A 14,215-nucleotide genomic window follows, 5' to 3' on the forward strand; every position below is an offset into this window, starting at 1 on the left:
TCGCCGGCCGGCGGCCTATCCGCCGATGAACAGAAAGTCTGGGCCCAACGTGAACGCAACGCCGCATACGCCGCTTCTCGATAGGGTTCGCGTCCCGGCCGACCTGCGCACGCTGGCCGAGAGCGACTTGCCGCAACTGGCATCAGAGCTTCGCCTCGAACTGATCGACGCGGTGTCGCGCACCGGCGGCCATCTCGGAGCCGGGCTGGGCGTGGTCGAACTGACCGTGGCGCTGCACTATGTCTTCAACACACCCGATGACCGGCTGATCTGGGATGTCGGCCACCAGGCCTATCCACACAAGATACTGACCGGCCGTCGCGACCGCATCCGCACCTTGCGCCAGGAAGGCGGGTTGTCGGGCTTCACCCGCCGAGCCGAGAGCGAATACGACCCGTTCGGCGCCGCCCACTCCTCGACATCGATATCGGCCGGCCTCGGCATGGCCGCCGCCCGCGACCTCTCAGGCGGGCGCAACAATGTCATCTCCGTCATCGGCGACGGCGCCATGTCGGCCGGCATGGCTTATGAGGCGATGAACAATGCCGGCGCGCTCGATGCGCGCCTCATCGTCATCCTCAACGACAATGACATGTCGATCGCCCCGCCAACCGGCGCCATGAGCGCCTATCTGGCGCGTCTGGCTTCCGGCAAGGCCTATGTCGGCCTGCGCGACTTTGGCAAGAAGCTGACCTCCTATCTAGGCAAGCGGGCCGATCGAGCCATCACCCGCGCGGTCGAGCATGCGCGCGGTTACGTCACCGGCGGCACCTTGTTCGAGGAACTCGGCTTCTATCACATCGGCCCGATTGACGGTCACAATCTGGAGCATCTCATCCCGGTCCTGAAAAATGTCCGTGACAACGGCAAGGGTCCGGTGCTGATCCATGTCGTCACCCAGAAGGGCAAGGGCTACGCGCCGGCGGAAGCGGCCGCCGACAAGTATCATGGCGTCAACAAATTCGACGTCATCACCGGCGCACAGGCCAAGGCGCCGGCCAATGCACCGGCCTACACCAAGGTGTTTGCCGAAAGCCTGATCCAGGAGGGCCGCGAGGACGACCGCATCGTCGCCGTCACCGCCGCCATGCCGGGCGGCACCGGCCTCGACCTGTTCGGCGAGGTGTTTCCGTCAAGGACTTTCGACGTCGGCATTGCCGAGCAGCATGCGGTGACCTTCGCCGCCGGCCTGGCGACGGAAGGCTACAAGCCCTTCGCCGCGATCTATTCGACCTTCCTGCAGCGTGCCTACGATCAGGTCGTCCATGACGTCGCGATCCAGAAACTGCCGGTGCGTTTCCCCATCGATCGCGCCGGCTTTGTCGGCGCCGACGGTGCCACCCATTGCGGCGCGTTCGACACCACCTTCCTGGCAAGCCTGCCGGGCTTTGTCGTAATGGCCGCGGCCGACGAGGCGGAATTGCGTCACATGGTGCGCACCGCCGCCAGCTATGACGACGGGCCGATCGCCTTCCGCTATCCGCGCGGCAACGGCGTCGGCGTCGACATGCCCGAGCGCGGCTCTGTTCTGGAGATCGGCAAAGGCCGCGTCCTCCGGGAAGGCAGCAAGGTTGCCCTCCTGTCCTTCGGCACAAGGCTGCAGGATTGCCTCATCGCGGCCGAGGAACTCGGCGCGGCCGGGCTTTCCACCACGGTCGCCGATGCCCGTTTCGCCAAGCCGCTCGACCAGGATCTGATCCGGCGGCTGGCCCGCTCGCATGAGGTTCTGGTGACGGTGGAGGAGGGCGCAATTGGCGGCTTCGCCAGCCATGTGCTGCAATTCCTCGCCCATGAAGGACTGCTCGAAAGCGGCCTGAAGGTACGCCCGCTGGTGCTGCCGGATGACTTCACCGACCACGCCAAGCCAGAGAAGATGTATGCCGATGCTGGCCTCGACGTCGCCGGAATCGTGCGCACCGTATTCACCGCGCTCGGTCATACGGTCCGCGCCCAGCGCGCCTGAATCAAAACCTCAACAGCTTGAATCAGTTTGCCGGCTCGATTTTATAAGGCATTGTTAACGTTGCCGTTTGGCGTTTTGCTTACCCTGTCCCTTGGCCGTTTTTCAACGCCGCCCTGCTAGATCACAGCCAGGCAGGGAGACAACGAGAATGAAGACGCTTCTGTGCGGCGCGGCCTTCTTGGCGGTGATGGTCGTACCGGCTGCCGCCGAAACGCCCTACGACCGCAATCTCGAAAAGGCGGCGATAGGCATTGTCGCCGGCAAGATGGGCGATATCCGCGGCGGCTTTTCCTACAAGCAAATTCCGCAGCTTGTGATGCCGCCGGATCCTTCGCCTGTATCACCTGTTGCGACCGGGCATGCGCGTGAGCAGGCTTCAGGCGGTCGAGACGACGGTTTGTCTCCAGCCATCGAGCGCCAGGCTCCGCGAACCATCTTCTAAAACCACATGTCGCGTACGCAGCGGCCGTCGCGCGGCAGATCGTCGTACGTGTCGAGACCATCGAAATGGTCGATCGGCAGATCGGCGACGGCCTCGGGGGGCGCCAGCCGGACATTGACGGCCATGCGTCTTCGACCCGAGGCGCTGGCGCGCAGTCCGCGCCAGCCGAGCACGCAGGCGCAACGCGGGCAGAACAGGATCTCGAGCGACGGGTCTTCCTGTCCGGCGCGCGTATAGCTGCCCATTGGCCCCGAAACGCGAATGCGTTCGTCGACATAATCATAGGCCCAGAGCGTGCCATAGCGGCGGCAAAGCGTGCAGTTGCAGGCCGTCACCGGGCCGGGGTCGCCCTCCAGCGTCCAGTGGGCGGCGCCACAGTGGCAGGTTCCCGTCAGCATTCGTTCTCCTTCGAGTTGCGACAAACAGAGGGCTCTTCGTGACCAATATTCTGCCGGACCCGGCATGATGGGCGCAAGCCGCAGCCTGGTTCGATGCACCAGCCGCTCTCGTAGGATCACTTTGGTCCATCTAATGTCCTTGCCTTCACCGCGGGCTTTCGTCAGAGAAGGCCGATGAACTCGCCTCTGCCAGCCAGCACACGCCAGCGGCTCGACGACCTGCTCGTCCAGCGCGGGCTGTTTGCCAGCCGCTCGCGCGCCCGCGACGCGGTGGAGCGCGGCACGGTGACGGTCGACGGCGCCATAGCCCGCAAGCCCGGCCAGAACGTTTCGCCGCAATGCGTTGTCGCCATCGACGATCCGGCGCAAGCCTATGTCTCGCGCGCCGCGCTCAAGCTGATCGCCGGGCTCGACCATTTCAGCCTCGACCCGGCCGGTCGCGAGGCCCTCGACATCGGCGCCTCGACCGGCGGTTTCACCCAGGTGCTGCTCGAACGCGGCGCGTCCCATGTCACGGCAATCGATGTCGGGCATGGCCAGATGCATCCTGATGTCGGTGGTGATCCGCGCGTGACCGTGATCGAGGGCCTGAACGCGCGCGATCTCACCGTTGCCGATCTTGCCGGCCGCAATCCGGATTTCATCGTTTCCGACGTCAGTTTCATCTCGGTGAAACTGGCGCTGCCGCCGGCACTCGCCATTGCCAATCCCGGCGCCGGTGCGATCTTTCTGGTCAAGCCGCAATTCGAGGCCGGTCGCGAGGCGATCGGCAAGGGCGGTTTGTTGAAGGATCCCTTCGATGCCGCCCGTGTCGCGGGCCTGCTGCAGGATTGGCTGGATGCCGTTCCCGGCTGGCGCTCGCTTGGCCTGCATCTGTCGCCGATCGAAGGTGGCGACGGCAATCGCGAATTCCTGCTCGGTGGGATCAAGGACCGATGAGCGTACGCTTCACAATACGAAAGCTCGGATCGCAGGGCGACGGCATCGCCGAAACCGAGAGCGGCGATCTGTTCATTCCCTTCACGCTGCCAGGCGAGATCGTCACCGCCGCGCGCGAGCGGGATCGCGCCACGCTGATGGCGGTGCTGGAAGCCTCTCCGCTGCGCGTCGAACCAGCCTGCCGCCATTTCACCGAATGCGGCGGCTGTGCCCTCCAGCATTTCGAGACCGAAGCCTATCGCCGATGGAAACGCGAAAAGGTGGTGCACGCATTGAAGGGCAAGGGCATCGAGTGCGAGATTGGCGAACTGGTCGCCTGCGCGCCGCAGTCGCGCCGCCGCGTCGTGCTTGCCGCCCGGCGCACGGACGCAGGCATGCTGCTCGGCTTCAATCGCCATCTGTCGCCCGAGATCATCTCCATATCCGAATGCCCGATCTCACTGCCCGAGATCGTCGCGGCACTCGGCCAACTGAGGGCGCTGGCCGAATTGATATGCGCCACCACCAAATCGTTCCGGATGGCGGTCACCGTTACGGGTTCCGGCCTCGACATCGCGGTGCACGAGTCAGGCAAGCTCGGCGAACACCAGCGCCGTATCGCCTCCAACTTTGTCATTGCGCAAGGCTTTGCCAGGCTGTCCATCGATGACGAGATCGTCATCGAACCAAGGAAGCCCGTGGTCATGTTCGGCAGTGTTGCGGTCGCCGTGCCGCCCGGCGCCTTTCTGCAGGCGACGGAGGCCGCCGAACGGACCATGGCCGAGATCGTCGGCGGACATCTGAAGCGTGCAAAAAAAATTGCCGATCTCTTTGCCGGTTGCGGCAGCTTTGCCTTGCGGCTGGCGGCGAAATCGGAAGTCCATGCGGTCGAAGGCGACGCGGCCGCGCTTTCGGCGCTCGACCGGGCATCACGTTTCGCGACCGGCCTCAAGCGGGTGACGGGCGAACGACGCGACCTGTTTCGCCGGCCACTGACCTTCAAGGAGTTGAACGCCTTCGACGGCCTTGTCTTCGATCCGCCGCGCGCCGGCGCCGAAGATCAGTCGAAGCAGATCGCCCGCTCGGATGTTCCATACGTTGCCGCGGTGTCCTGCAACCCGGTGACGCTGGCCCGCGACCTGCGCATTCTCATCGACGGCGGCTATACCTTGACCAGCGTGACGCCAATCGATCAGTTCCTGTGGTCGCCACATGTCGAGGCGGTCGCCTTGCTGGAAAAACCCAAGAAGAGGCGCGGCTGAGCACGGTTCGTTGAGACTGCTGAGGCCACAGAAAACCGCGCTTCCCAAGCGCTGCTGCGGGATCCTCCGGTTAAAGCGACTCCAGGAAGAATGGGTAGCGGTTTTCCGTCCGGAATTGCGTCGAAATGAAGAGAGAGCGGTTCAGCGATTCTATCAAACACCGAACCGCTCTAAAAAAGCCGCCGAACGCCTGTAATGCCTGAACCGTACGGTCCAGGCTCAATCTACGAGCTTTGCAGCATTCGCGAAGGTTTTCGGCGTGCCGCCTCGCTGGTTGACCGACTGCCAGACATTCGGATTCTGCTGCGATTGACGTTTCAGGAAGTAGTAGCCGGTTGCATTCCAGGGCCTGATTTGGTCGACCATATTGTCGAGGACAAGATCGCCTTTATCGGTTTTCACCGTCAGGATGGTGTGGCCCTCATTGTTGAGATCGCGCACGACCGTCATCAACAGCGCTTGCCGGGGAAATCCAGCCTCTTGAAGGAGCTTGCGTTTGTAGAGTGCGTAGATCTTGCAATCGCCTTTGCCGTCAACCGGATAATCCCAATGGTCCGCCATCGTGCCCCAGTGATCGAAATTGCTGACGGGTTTGATGGCGCTGTTCGCCTTCTGATTTATCCGCTTGAGGATGCGGAAGGTCCGCGCTGTCAGCTTGACATTCGCGGCCGGCAGAGCCGGCACCTTGCACTCTTTTGGGCGGCGATGACAGAAATCGATCCAACCGTAGGGGACGCTGGTGCTTCCACCCACGGAGGCAGAGCGCGACCCATCCATGGAAGATTGGGTCGATCGCGACTTGAACAAAGTCGACTGGGCCGAAGCCGGACTGGCTAGCAGCGATGCCGCACCAATCAACGAAACAAAGCCAAGCAGGAGAGCCAGGACGGGGGAGTGCCGCATTGCCAAAACCACCACCGCAACGAGGAACTGGTGCTGCGTTCGTGCGTGAGAGGCAGCCCAGGCAGTCAAAGACCTAATAATTTGTTAATGTGGATTGTGTCCACTTCAAGGTCCCGGCCGCCGAAAAGCCGGTCCCTGTCAGGCCGGCCCCTGTCAGGATCACAATGGGCATGGTGGAGGGCGCCTGCATCCGGAAACGTCACGGCGGGCGATGACACCGGAACGGCACCGAGTTTCAAACCCGCGTGCCGCCGACCGTCATCTGGTTCATCCTGAGATGCGGCTGGCCAACGCCGACGGGTACGCCCTGGCCGGCCTTGCCGCACATGCCGATGCCGTTGTCGAGCTTCATGTCGTTGCCGACCATCGAGACGCGGTGCATGGCATCAGGCCCGTTGCCGATCAGCATCGCGCCTTTGATCGGCTGCGTCACCTTGCCGTTCTCGATCATGTAGGCCTCGGTGCAGCCGAACACGAATTTGCCCGACGTGATGTCGACCTGGCCACCGCCGAAGGAGACGGCGTAGATGCCGTTCTTGACGGAGGCGATGATTTCGTCCGGCTCCATGTCGCCTGAGGTCATGTAAGTGTTGGTCATGCGCGGCATCGGCTGGTGCGCATAGCCTTCTCGCCGGCCATTGCCGGTGGCTTTCATGCCCATCAGCCGGGCATTCTGCCGGTCCTGCATGTAGCCGACCAGTTTGCCGTCCTCGATCAAGACGTTGCGGGCCGAAGGCGTGCCTTCGTCGTCGACGGTGAGTGAGCCGCGCCGCTCTGGGATGGTGCCGTCGTCGACGACCGTCACCCCCTTGGCGGCCACCTGCTGCCCCATCAGGCCGGCGAACGCCGACGTCTTCTTGCGGTTGAAATCGCCTTCAAGACCATGACCGACGGCTTCGTGCAGCATCACGCCCGGCCAGCCATTGGATAGCACGATGTCGAAAGTGCCTGCCGGGGCCGGGATTGCCTCCAGGTTGACCACCGCTTGCCGGAGCGCCTCCCTGGCGGCGTGCTTCCAACTATCCTCGATCAGGAATTCGCCGAATGCCTTGCGCCCGCCCATGCCATAGGAGCCGCTTTCCTGGCGGTCGCCGTCGCCGACGACGACCGAGACGTTGACGCGGACCATCGGCCTGATATCGCGCACTATCTGGCCGTCGGCACGAACGATCTCGACATGCTGCCAGGATGCGGCGATCGAGGCCGTTACCTGGCGCACGCGTGGATCCTCGGCGCGCAGCCAGGCGTCGATTTCTTGCAGCAGCTTCGCCTTGGCCTCGAAGGAAGGCGAGGGGATCGGGTTCTCGTCGCCGTAGAGATGGCGGTTGGTACGGGCGGGGGCTGCCGCAAGCGTGCCGGAATAGCCACCCTTGACGGTCGAGACTGCTTCGGCCGCGCGCAGCAGCGACGCCTCGGACAGGTCGCTGGAATGAGCGTAGCCGCTGGCTTCGCCGGCGACGGCCCGCAGGCCAAAGCCCTGGTCGGTGTTGAAATTGGCGGTCTTCAGCTTGCCATTGTCGAACATCAGCGCTTCGCTCTCGCTGTATTCGAGGAAAAGCTCGCCGTCGTCGGCGCCCTTGATGGTGTCTGCGACGATCTGCTTGATGCGGTCGTCTGAAATGTCGAATTGGCCGATCAGGCTGTTCATGGCGCGTCCGTCCGTGGGATGTTTGCTTTCCCCCGATGTAGGCGTGAAGCCGCGCCCACACAATCGGCAATGACGAATCGGCGCCGACGAATGATTTCGTTCGCTAAACGCAAGGCATGCGTCTGGGGTCGGCAAAAGCCGCGTCCAGGCCTGGTTCAGCGCGAAGCCGCGATCAGGGCAGAGCGGCGAAGCCTTCGGCGAAACCCTTGAGGTCGACGGGAATGCCGATACCCTCTTCCGGGGTCTGGAAAACGATGAATGTTGCCGACGTACCGGTCTTCAGCGTGTCGAGCAGCGGCTTTTCGAGAATGACCTCGGCATAACAGCCGTCCTGGAAGCAGCGCACGAAATAGGCGCGGCCAATGTCCTTGCCGTCGACGTTGAGCCCGAGGCCGTTCGGCAACAGCACGCCGAGCGGCGCCAGCACGCGCAGGATCTCGGCCTTGTTGTCGGCGGTGCGCAGCACGACGACCGAAAGCCCCATCTCCGGACGATCCTCGGCGACGACGTTCTGCATCATCACGCATTGTTCCGAGGTGGCGCCGGCCGGCGTGTCGCAGATGATCGACCATGCGCCATGGGTCGAGCGCACCGTGCCGCTTGGCTGGGCAGCATTGGCGTTGCCGGCGATGGACAGACCGGCCGCGCACAGGACCGCGAGAAACAGGGCGTTTGCCAAGGTTCTCGAAAGGCCCAGTCGCGTATGCCTCAGTCTCGAAAGCCAAGAGTTCATGACGGCTCCATTGCGAATCACGGCACTTTAAGCCGCGCCAATGCCAAGTAAAGGACGAGACCGTGGCCGAACTGTCCCTAAAAAGGCAATGCGGCGCTTTTCCTTGCCAAATTCGCCTGAATTACGACGCTTTGCGGGTGTCGCCGGCACAAGGCGTGCGGCCCGCCGAACATACGCGATTCGCCACTACGGCCATTGCCCCGGAAGAGCCACGTCAGCTTGCGCGCAAAAATGCCGCACGGTTTCGACCGCTCCTTTCTTGCGGAGGGAAAAAGAGTATGGTTTGAACCAGCTTGAGACTGTCCGGGATTCCCGTCCCGGCATTGTTGGTTATTCTCGCGGGCACAGCCGGCGAGAGACTGGGAGACGAAGAGGGCGATGAGAAAATTCCTAGCGAGCACCGGTGCTGCTGCCACGTTCCTCGCCTGCGGATCCGCTTATGCGGACCAGCCCAGGCCGTGGGAGACCGGCTTCCAGGCGCCTGCGACCGACATGATGCGGCAGATCGAGTGGTTCGGAAACTACACGATGTGGTTTATCATCCCGGTCACGGTCCTGGTGCTGTTTCTGCTGATCTACTGCATCGTCAAATTCCGCGCGAGCGCCAATCCGACCCCGTCCAAGACCAGCCACAACACGCTGATCGAGGTGATCTGGACCATCGGCCCTGTCGTCATCCTGCTTTGCCTCGCCATCCCCTCGTTCCAACTCCTGACCGCCCAATATACGCCGCCAGAAGAGGCCAAGCTGACCGTCAAGGCAACCGGCAACCAGTGGAACTGGGATTACGAATACCAGACCGACAACACGCTCGCCTTCAATTCGGCCATTCTTCAGGATGGCGATCGCGCCAAGGCCGGCAAGGAGGATCGCGCGGTCTATCCGCGCCTGCTCGCCGTCGACAACGAGCTGGTCGTGCCGGTCAACACGATGACCCGCGTGCTTGTCACCGCGACCGACGTGATCCATTCCTTTGCCGTGCCGTCCTTCGGCATCAAGATCGACGCCGTTCCCGGCCGCACCAACGAGACCTGGTTCAAGGCGGAGAAAGAAGGCCTCTATTACGGTCAGTGCTCGCAGCTCTGCGGCAAGGACCATGCCTTCATGCCGATCGCCGTTCGTGTGGTGTCGGACACGCAGTTTAAGACCTGGCTGGCCGCGGCCAAGACCGACCTACCAGGTGCCAACAAGACGCTCATGGCCGAGGTCGATGGCCAGAACAAGGTAGCGGCCGCCGGCAACTGATGCCGCGGGTTAGCAAGATTTAGGAACGGAGCGGAACATGGCAGACGCTGCAGCTCACGACGGGCACGACCACAAGCCGTATCATGGCTGGGTGCGCTGGGTCTATTCGACCAACCACAAGGATATCGGTACGCTCTACCTGATCTTCGCGATCATGGCCGGCATAATCGGCGGCGCGCTTTCGGTCGCCATCCGCATGGAGCTGCAGGAGCCTGGCATCCAGATCTTCAGCGGTCTTGCGCAGATGGTCTATGGCATGAACGGCGACGCCGCGATCGACGGCGGCAAGAGCATGTACAATGCGTTTGCCACCGCGCACGCGCTGATCATGATTTTCTTCATGGTCATGCCGGCCCTGATCGGCGGTTTCGCCAACTGGATGGTGCCGATCATGATCGGTGCTCCCGACATGGCGTTCCCGCGCATGAACAACATCTCTTTCTGGCTGCTGCCGCCGGCCTTCATCCTGTTGCTCACCTCGATGTTCGTGCCGAGTGCGCCCGGCGCCTTTGGCGTGGGCGGCGGCTGGACGCTCTATCCGCCGCTGTCAACTTCGGGCCAGCCCGGACCGGCGATGGATCTGGCGATCCTGTCGATCCACATCGCCGGCGCCTCCTCGATCCTCGGCGCCATCAACTTCATCACCACCATCTTCAACATGCGTGCCCCCGGCATGACGCTGCACAAGATGCCGCTGTTTGCCTGGTCGGTGCTGGTCACCGCCTTCCTGCTCTTGCTGTCGCTGCCGGTTCTGGCCGGCGGCATCACCATGCTGCTCACCGACCGCAACTTCGGCACGACCTTCTTCGCGCCTGACGGTGGTGGTGACCCGATCCTGTTCCAGCACCTGTTCTGGTTCTTCGGTCACCCGGAAGTCTACATCCTGATCTTGCCGGGCTTCGGCATCATCAGCCATATCGTCTCGACCTTCTCGAGGAAGCCGGTATTCGGTTACCTCGGGATGGCCTACGCCATGGTCGCGATCGGCGCGGTCGGCTTCATCGTCTGGGCGCACCATATGTATACGACGGGCCTGTCGCTCGATACGCAGCGCTACTTCGTCTTCGCCACCATGGTCATCGCGGTGCCGACAGGCGTGAAGATCTTTTCCTGGATCGCAACCATGTGGGGCGGATCGATCTCGTTCAAGCCGCCGATGCTGTGGGCGCTGGGCTTCATCTTCCTGTTCACCATCGGTGGCGTCACCGGTGTCCAGCTGGCCAATGCCGGCCTCGACCGGTCGCTGCATGACACCTATTTCGTCATTGCCCACTTCCACTACGTACTGTCGCTGGGCGCGGTGTTCGCCATCTTCGCCGGCTGGTACTACTGGTTCCCGAAGATGACCGGCTACATGTACTCGCCCGTCATCGCCAACACCCATTTTTGGGTCATGTTCGTCGGCGTGAACCTGATCTTTTTCCCGCAGCATTTCCTCGGCCTCGCCGGTATGCCGCGCCGCACCATCGACTATCCTGACGCGTTTGCGGGCTGGAACATGGTTTCGTCCTACGGTTCGTATATTTCGGCCGTCGGTGTGGTGATCTTCCTCTATGGCGTGTTCGAAGCCTTCCAGAAGAAGCGGATCGCCGGCGCCAACCCGTGGGGTGAGGGTGCTACCACGCTCGAATGGCAGCTGCCTTCGCCGCCGCCGTTCCACCAGTGGGAGCAGCTGCCGAAGATCAAATAAGGCGGCTCCCGCTCGAATACAAAACCGCCGGCCCGCCGGCGGTTTTGGCCAACGGAATGATGGACTTGAGTACGCATGGCCCTAGTCGACAAAACCAGCATTGACGAAGCGGGCTTCCGTATGTCGGAAGCTACGGCGGGCGATTTCTTCGCCCTGCTGAAGCCGCGCGTCATGTCGCTGGTGGTGTTCACCGCCTTTGTCGGACTGGTCGCGGCACCGATGACCATCAATCCGCTGCTGGCGGTGATCGCCATCCTGGCCATTGCGATTGGGGCCGGCGCCTCTGGCGCGCTCAACATGTGGTACGACGCCGACATCGACGCGGTGATGACCAGGACCGCCAGCCGCCCGGTGCCTTCCGGCCGGATCCAGCCGCACGAGGCGCTGAGCTTCGGCTTGGTGTTGTCGGTGCTGTCGGTGATGACGCTCGGCGTGTTGGTCAACTGGTTGTCGGCGACGCTGCTGGCCTTCACCATCTTCTTCTATGCCGTGGTCTACACGATGTGGCTGAAACGCTCGACACCGCAGAACATTGTCATTGGCGGTGCAGCGGGCGCCATCCCACCGGTCATCGGCTGGGCCGCGGTGACCGGGTCGGTCAGTCTCGAAAGCATCATCCTGTTCCTGATCATTTTCCTGTGGACGCCGCCGCATTTCTGGGCGCTCGCGCTGTTCAAGTCCGAGGACTATGGCCGCGCCGGCATCCCGATGATGCCCAACGTCGCCGGCCATGCATCGACCCGCCGTCAGATTTTCGCCTACGCGCTGGTGCTGGCCCCGGTCGGCGTGCTGCCCTGGCTGCTCGGCTACACGACGCCGTTCTACGGCGTGGCCGCCTTGCTGTTGGGGGCTGGTTTCGTCTGGTATGCCTGGAAAGTGCTTGGCATGGCCGACGATGACCGCGTCATGAAGCCGGCTAAGGCCCTGTTCGCCTATTCGCTGCTCTATCTCTTCGCAATTTTCGCCGCCTATCTGGCTGACAGTGTCGTCGAACGCGCGCTTGCCATGGGTGGGGCATGACCATGGCCGAGAAAGAACTCGAAACGGTCACCTTGACCGATCGCCAGAAGAAGGCCCAGCGCAGCCGTTCCATCGCCATCGGCGTGGCGCTGGCGGTGCTGGTCGTGATCTTCTACATCGCGACAATCGTGAAGTTCGGCCACAATTTGTCGGGCTCGATGTGATGAGCGCCGAGACGTCCAAGAAGACGGTAGGCAAGACCGGCAACCGCGTTGTCGCGGTTGTCTGCCTTGCTTTCTTCACCGGCATGATCGGCATGGCCTATGCAGCCGTGCCGCTCTACAAGATGTTTTGCCAGGCGACCGGCTATGGCGGCACGACGCAACGTGCCGAGAAGCAATATGCCGGCCGCGTGCTCGATCGCGAGATCACCGTTCGTTTCGACGCCAACATCGCCGGCGTGCCATGGGAGTTCCAGCCGGTCCAGCGCTCGATGACCATGAAGATCGGGCAGACCGTGCAGGCGCATTATCAGGCGACCAACAAGTTCGATCGCCCCGTCACCGGCCGCGCAACCTTCAACGTGCAGCCGGAACTGGCGGGTCCGTACTTCAACAAGGTCGAATGCTTCTGCTTCACCGATACGACGCTGAAGCCGGGCGAGACGCTGGACATGCCGGTCCTGTTCTATGTGGACCCCGACATCGTGAATGTGCCGGAATTGAAGGACGTGAGGACGATCACCCTGTCCTATACGATGTTCCCGGTCGAGAAGACCAAGCCGGTGGCGTCGTCCGGGCCGGCCCAGGGCAATAGCAAGACAGTTTCAGATACCGAAGGAAATCTCGGGGGTTGATATGGCAGACGCGCACGCAAAACCACACCATGACTACCATCTCGTCGACCCGAGCCCGTGGCCCTTCCTGGGATCGGTAGGGGCGCTTGTCACCGCTTTTGGCGGTGTCTGCCTCATGGAATACCTGAAAGGCGGCTCCTTCCCGATCTTCGGCGTCAACATCGCCAATCCGTGGCTGTTCTTCATCGGCATTGTGATCGTGCTGTACACCATGTTCGCCTGGTGGTCGGACACCATCAAGGAAGCGCATGAAGGCCACCATACGCGCGTCGTGTCGCTGCACCTGCGCTACGGCATGATCATGTTCATCGCCTCGGAGGTGATGTTCTTCGTTGCCTGGTTCTGGGCCTATTTCGATGCCAGCCTTTTTGCCGGTGAGGTGCAGAACTATGCGCGCCACACGTTTACCGGTGGTGTCTGGCCGCCGAAGGGCATGGAGGTTCTCGATCCTTTCCATTTGCCGCTCTACAACACCATCATCCTGCTGCTGTCGGGCACCACGGTCACCTGGGCGCACCACTCGCTCATCCATGGCGACCGCAAGGGCCTGATCAACGGCCTGGTGCTGACCGTCGGGCTTGGCATGCTGTTCACCATGGTGCAGGCTTACGAGTACATGCACGCGCCGTTCGGCTTCAAGGATTCCATCTACGGCGCCACCTTCTTCATGGCGACCGGCTTCCATGGCTTCCATGTCATCATCGGCACCATCTTCCTGCTGGTCTGCCTGATCCGGGCGATGAAGGGCGACTTCACCCCCAAGCAGCATTTCGGCTTCGAGGCGGCCGCCTGGTATTGGCACTTCGTTGACGTGGTCTGGCTGTTCCTGTTCGCCTCGATCTACGTCTGGGGATCGGTCGGCGCGGTGATCGAAGGCCACTGATTCAGCCTTCTGGATTTCGAGTTCGTTAGGGCGGCCGCGGCGACGTGGCCGCCTTTCTTCTTTTCGGCGCAAGGATCGCCAATCGATGAAAGATGCGGCTGACCTCAATTTGCGCATTTTATCGTCTTGGCATTCCGGCTCTTGCCGCTGAGAAGGTCTGGTGCGCGTCCACGAAGCGAAGCGGTTCGGCTGGTGGGGCTGTCTGCTTCAATTGGTCGACTGGACCGATGGCTGCATTGGGGTTACGGATTCCGACATGGACCAAATCTGGGCGATGGTGGCCGATGGGGCGCCGATCGAGATCGAGCAATAGC

Annotated in this window: 15 protein-coding genes; 11 read left to right on the plus strand and 4 right to left on the minus strand. The window is 62.4% G+C overall.

Going from position 1 to position 14,215, the window contains the following annotated elements; translation table 11 throughout:
- The first annotated feature begins 25 nt into the window (after nucleotides 1-25).
- Both dxs and LB571_RS16100 read left to right on the plus strand, forming a co-directional pair.
- A complete protein-coding gene (dxs, locus tag LB571_RS16095; RefSeq protein WP_224595860.1) occupies nucleotides 26-1,963 on the plus strand; it encodes a 1-deoxy-D-xylulose-5-phosphate synthase in 1,938 nt (645 codons plus the stop codon).
- A gap of 148 nt (nucleotides 1,964-2,111) precedes the next feature.
- Nucleotides 2,112-2,405 (plus strand): hypothetical protein, encoded by a 294-nt coding sequence (locus tag LB571_RS16100; RefSeq protein WP_140724811.1) that lies wholly within the window; start codon nucleotides 2,112-2,114, stop codon nucleotides 2,403-2,405.
- On the opposite strand, the gene LB571_RS16105 is transcribed toward LB571_RS16100, so the two are convergent.
- The gene (locus LB571_RS16105; RefSeq protein WP_140617295.1) at nucleotides 2,402-2,803 is read right to left on the minus strand and encodes a GFA family protein; all 402 of its coding nucleotides are present in this window, start codon (nucleotides 2,801-2,803) and stop codon (nucleotides 2,402-2,404) included. The genes LB571_RS16100 and LB571_RS16105 overlap by 4 nt on opposite strands.
- Before the next feature lie 174 nt (nucleotides 2,804-2,977).
- On the opposite strand from LB571_RS16105, the gene LB571_RS16110 reads away from it, so the two are divergent.
- Both LB571_RS16110 and LB571_RS16115 read left to right on the plus strand, forming a co-directional pair.
- Nucleotides 2,978-3,742: a TlyA family RNA methyltransferase gene (locus tag LB571_RS16110; protein WP_140724814.1), complete on the plus strand. Its 765-nt coding sequence runs from the start codon at nucleotides 2,978-2,980 to the stop codon at nucleotides 3,740-3,742.
- A complete protein-coding gene (locus LB571_RS16115) occupies nucleotides 3,739-4,983 on the plus strand; it encodes a class I SAM-dependent RNA methyltransferase (protein WP_224595868.1) in 1,245 nt (414 codons plus the stop codon). The genes LB571_RS16110 and LB571_RS16115 overlap by 4 nt, the downstream gene beginning before the upstream one ends.
- A 219-nt stretch (nucleotides 4,984-5,202) precedes the next feature.
- On the opposite strand, the gene LB571_RS16120 is transcribed toward LB571_RS16115, so the two are convergent.
- The 3 genes from LB571_RS16120 to LB571_RS16130 form a co-directional block, all read right to left on the minus strand.
- Nucleotides 5,203-5,886, minus strand: coding sequence for a transglutaminase-like cysteine peptidase (locus LB571_RS16120; protein WP_181171246.1), 684 nt, complete (start codon nucleotides 5,884-5,886; stop codon nucleotides 5,203-5,205).
- 235 nt (nucleotides 5,887-6,121) lie between these two features.
- Nucleotides 6,122-7,534 (minus strand): metalloprotease TldD, encoded by a 1,413-nt coding sequence (tldD, locus tag LB571_RS16125; protein ID WP_140791883.1) that lies wholly within the window; start codon nucleotides 7,532-7,534, stop codon nucleotides 6,122-6,124.
- A gap of 172 nt (nucleotides 7,535-7,706) precedes the next feature.
- Entirely contained in the window at nucleotides 7,707-8,267 is a 561-nt protein-coding gene (locus LB571_RS16130; protein ID WP_015318798.1) for an invasion associated locus B family protein, read from the minus strand.
- Between the two features lie 378 nt (nucleotides 8,268-8,645).
- On the opposite strand from LB571_RS16130, the gene coxB reads away from it, so the two are divergent.
- From coxB to LB571_RS16165, 7 genes are all read left to right on the plus strand, one after another.
- A complete protein-coding gene (gene coxB / locus LB571_RS16135) occupies nucleotides 8,646-9,512 on the plus strand; it encodes a cytochrome c oxidase subunit II (protein WP_015318797.1) in 867 nt (288 codons plus the stop codon).
- A gap of 37 nt (nucleotides 9,513-9,549) precedes the next feature.
- Nucleotides 9,550-11,202, plus strand: coding sequence for a cytochrome c oxidase subunit I (gene ctaD, locus LB571_RS16140; protein ID WP_015318796.1), 1,653 nt, complete (start codon nucleotides 9,550-9,552; stop codon nucleotides 11,200-11,202).
- Nucleotides 11,203-11,277: 75 nt separating this feature from the next.
- Nucleotides 11,278-12,222: a heme o synthase gene (locus LB571_RS16145; protein WP_140714998.1), complete on the plus strand. Its 945-nt coding sequence runs from the start codon at nucleotides 11,278-11,280 to the stop codon at nucleotides 12,220-12,222.
- Between the two features lie 2 nt (nucleotides 12,223-12,224).
- Nucleotides 12,225-12,386, plus strand: coding sequence for a hypothetical protein (locus LB571_RS16150; RefSeq protein WP_015318794.1), 162 nt, complete (start codon nucleotides 12,225-12,227; stop codon nucleotides 12,384-12,386).
- Nucleotides 12,386-13,018: a cytochrome c oxidase assembly protein gene (locus tag LB571_RS16155; protein ID WP_224595871.1), complete on the plus strand. Its 633-nt coding sequence runs from the start codon at nucleotides 12,386-12,388 to the stop codon at nucleotides 13,016-13,018. Before LB571_RS16150 ends, LB571_RS16155 begins: the two co-directional genes overlap by 1 nt.
- 1 nt (nucleotide 13,019) lies before the next feature.
- The gene (locus tag LB571_RS16160; RefSeq protein WP_015318792.1) at nucleotides 13,020-13,901 is read left to right on the plus strand and encodes a cytochrome c oxidase subunit 3; all 882 of its coding nucleotides are present in this window, start codon (nucleotides 13,020-13,022) and stop codon (nucleotides 13,899-13,901) included.
- A 160-nt stretch (nucleotides 13,902-14,061) separates the two neighbouring features.
- Entirely contained in the window at nucleotides 14,062-14,214 is a 153-nt protein-coding gene (locus LB571_RS16165; protein WP_224595874.1) for a L,D-transpeptidase family protein, read from the plus strand.
- Nucleotide 14,215: the final 1 nt, after the last annotated feature.

The organism is Mesorhizobium sp. BR1-1-4, from assembly GCF_020165375.1.
Lineage (GTDB): Bacteria > Pseudomonadota > Alphaproteobacteria > Rhizobiales > Rhizobiaceae > Mesorhizobium > Mesorhizobium australicum.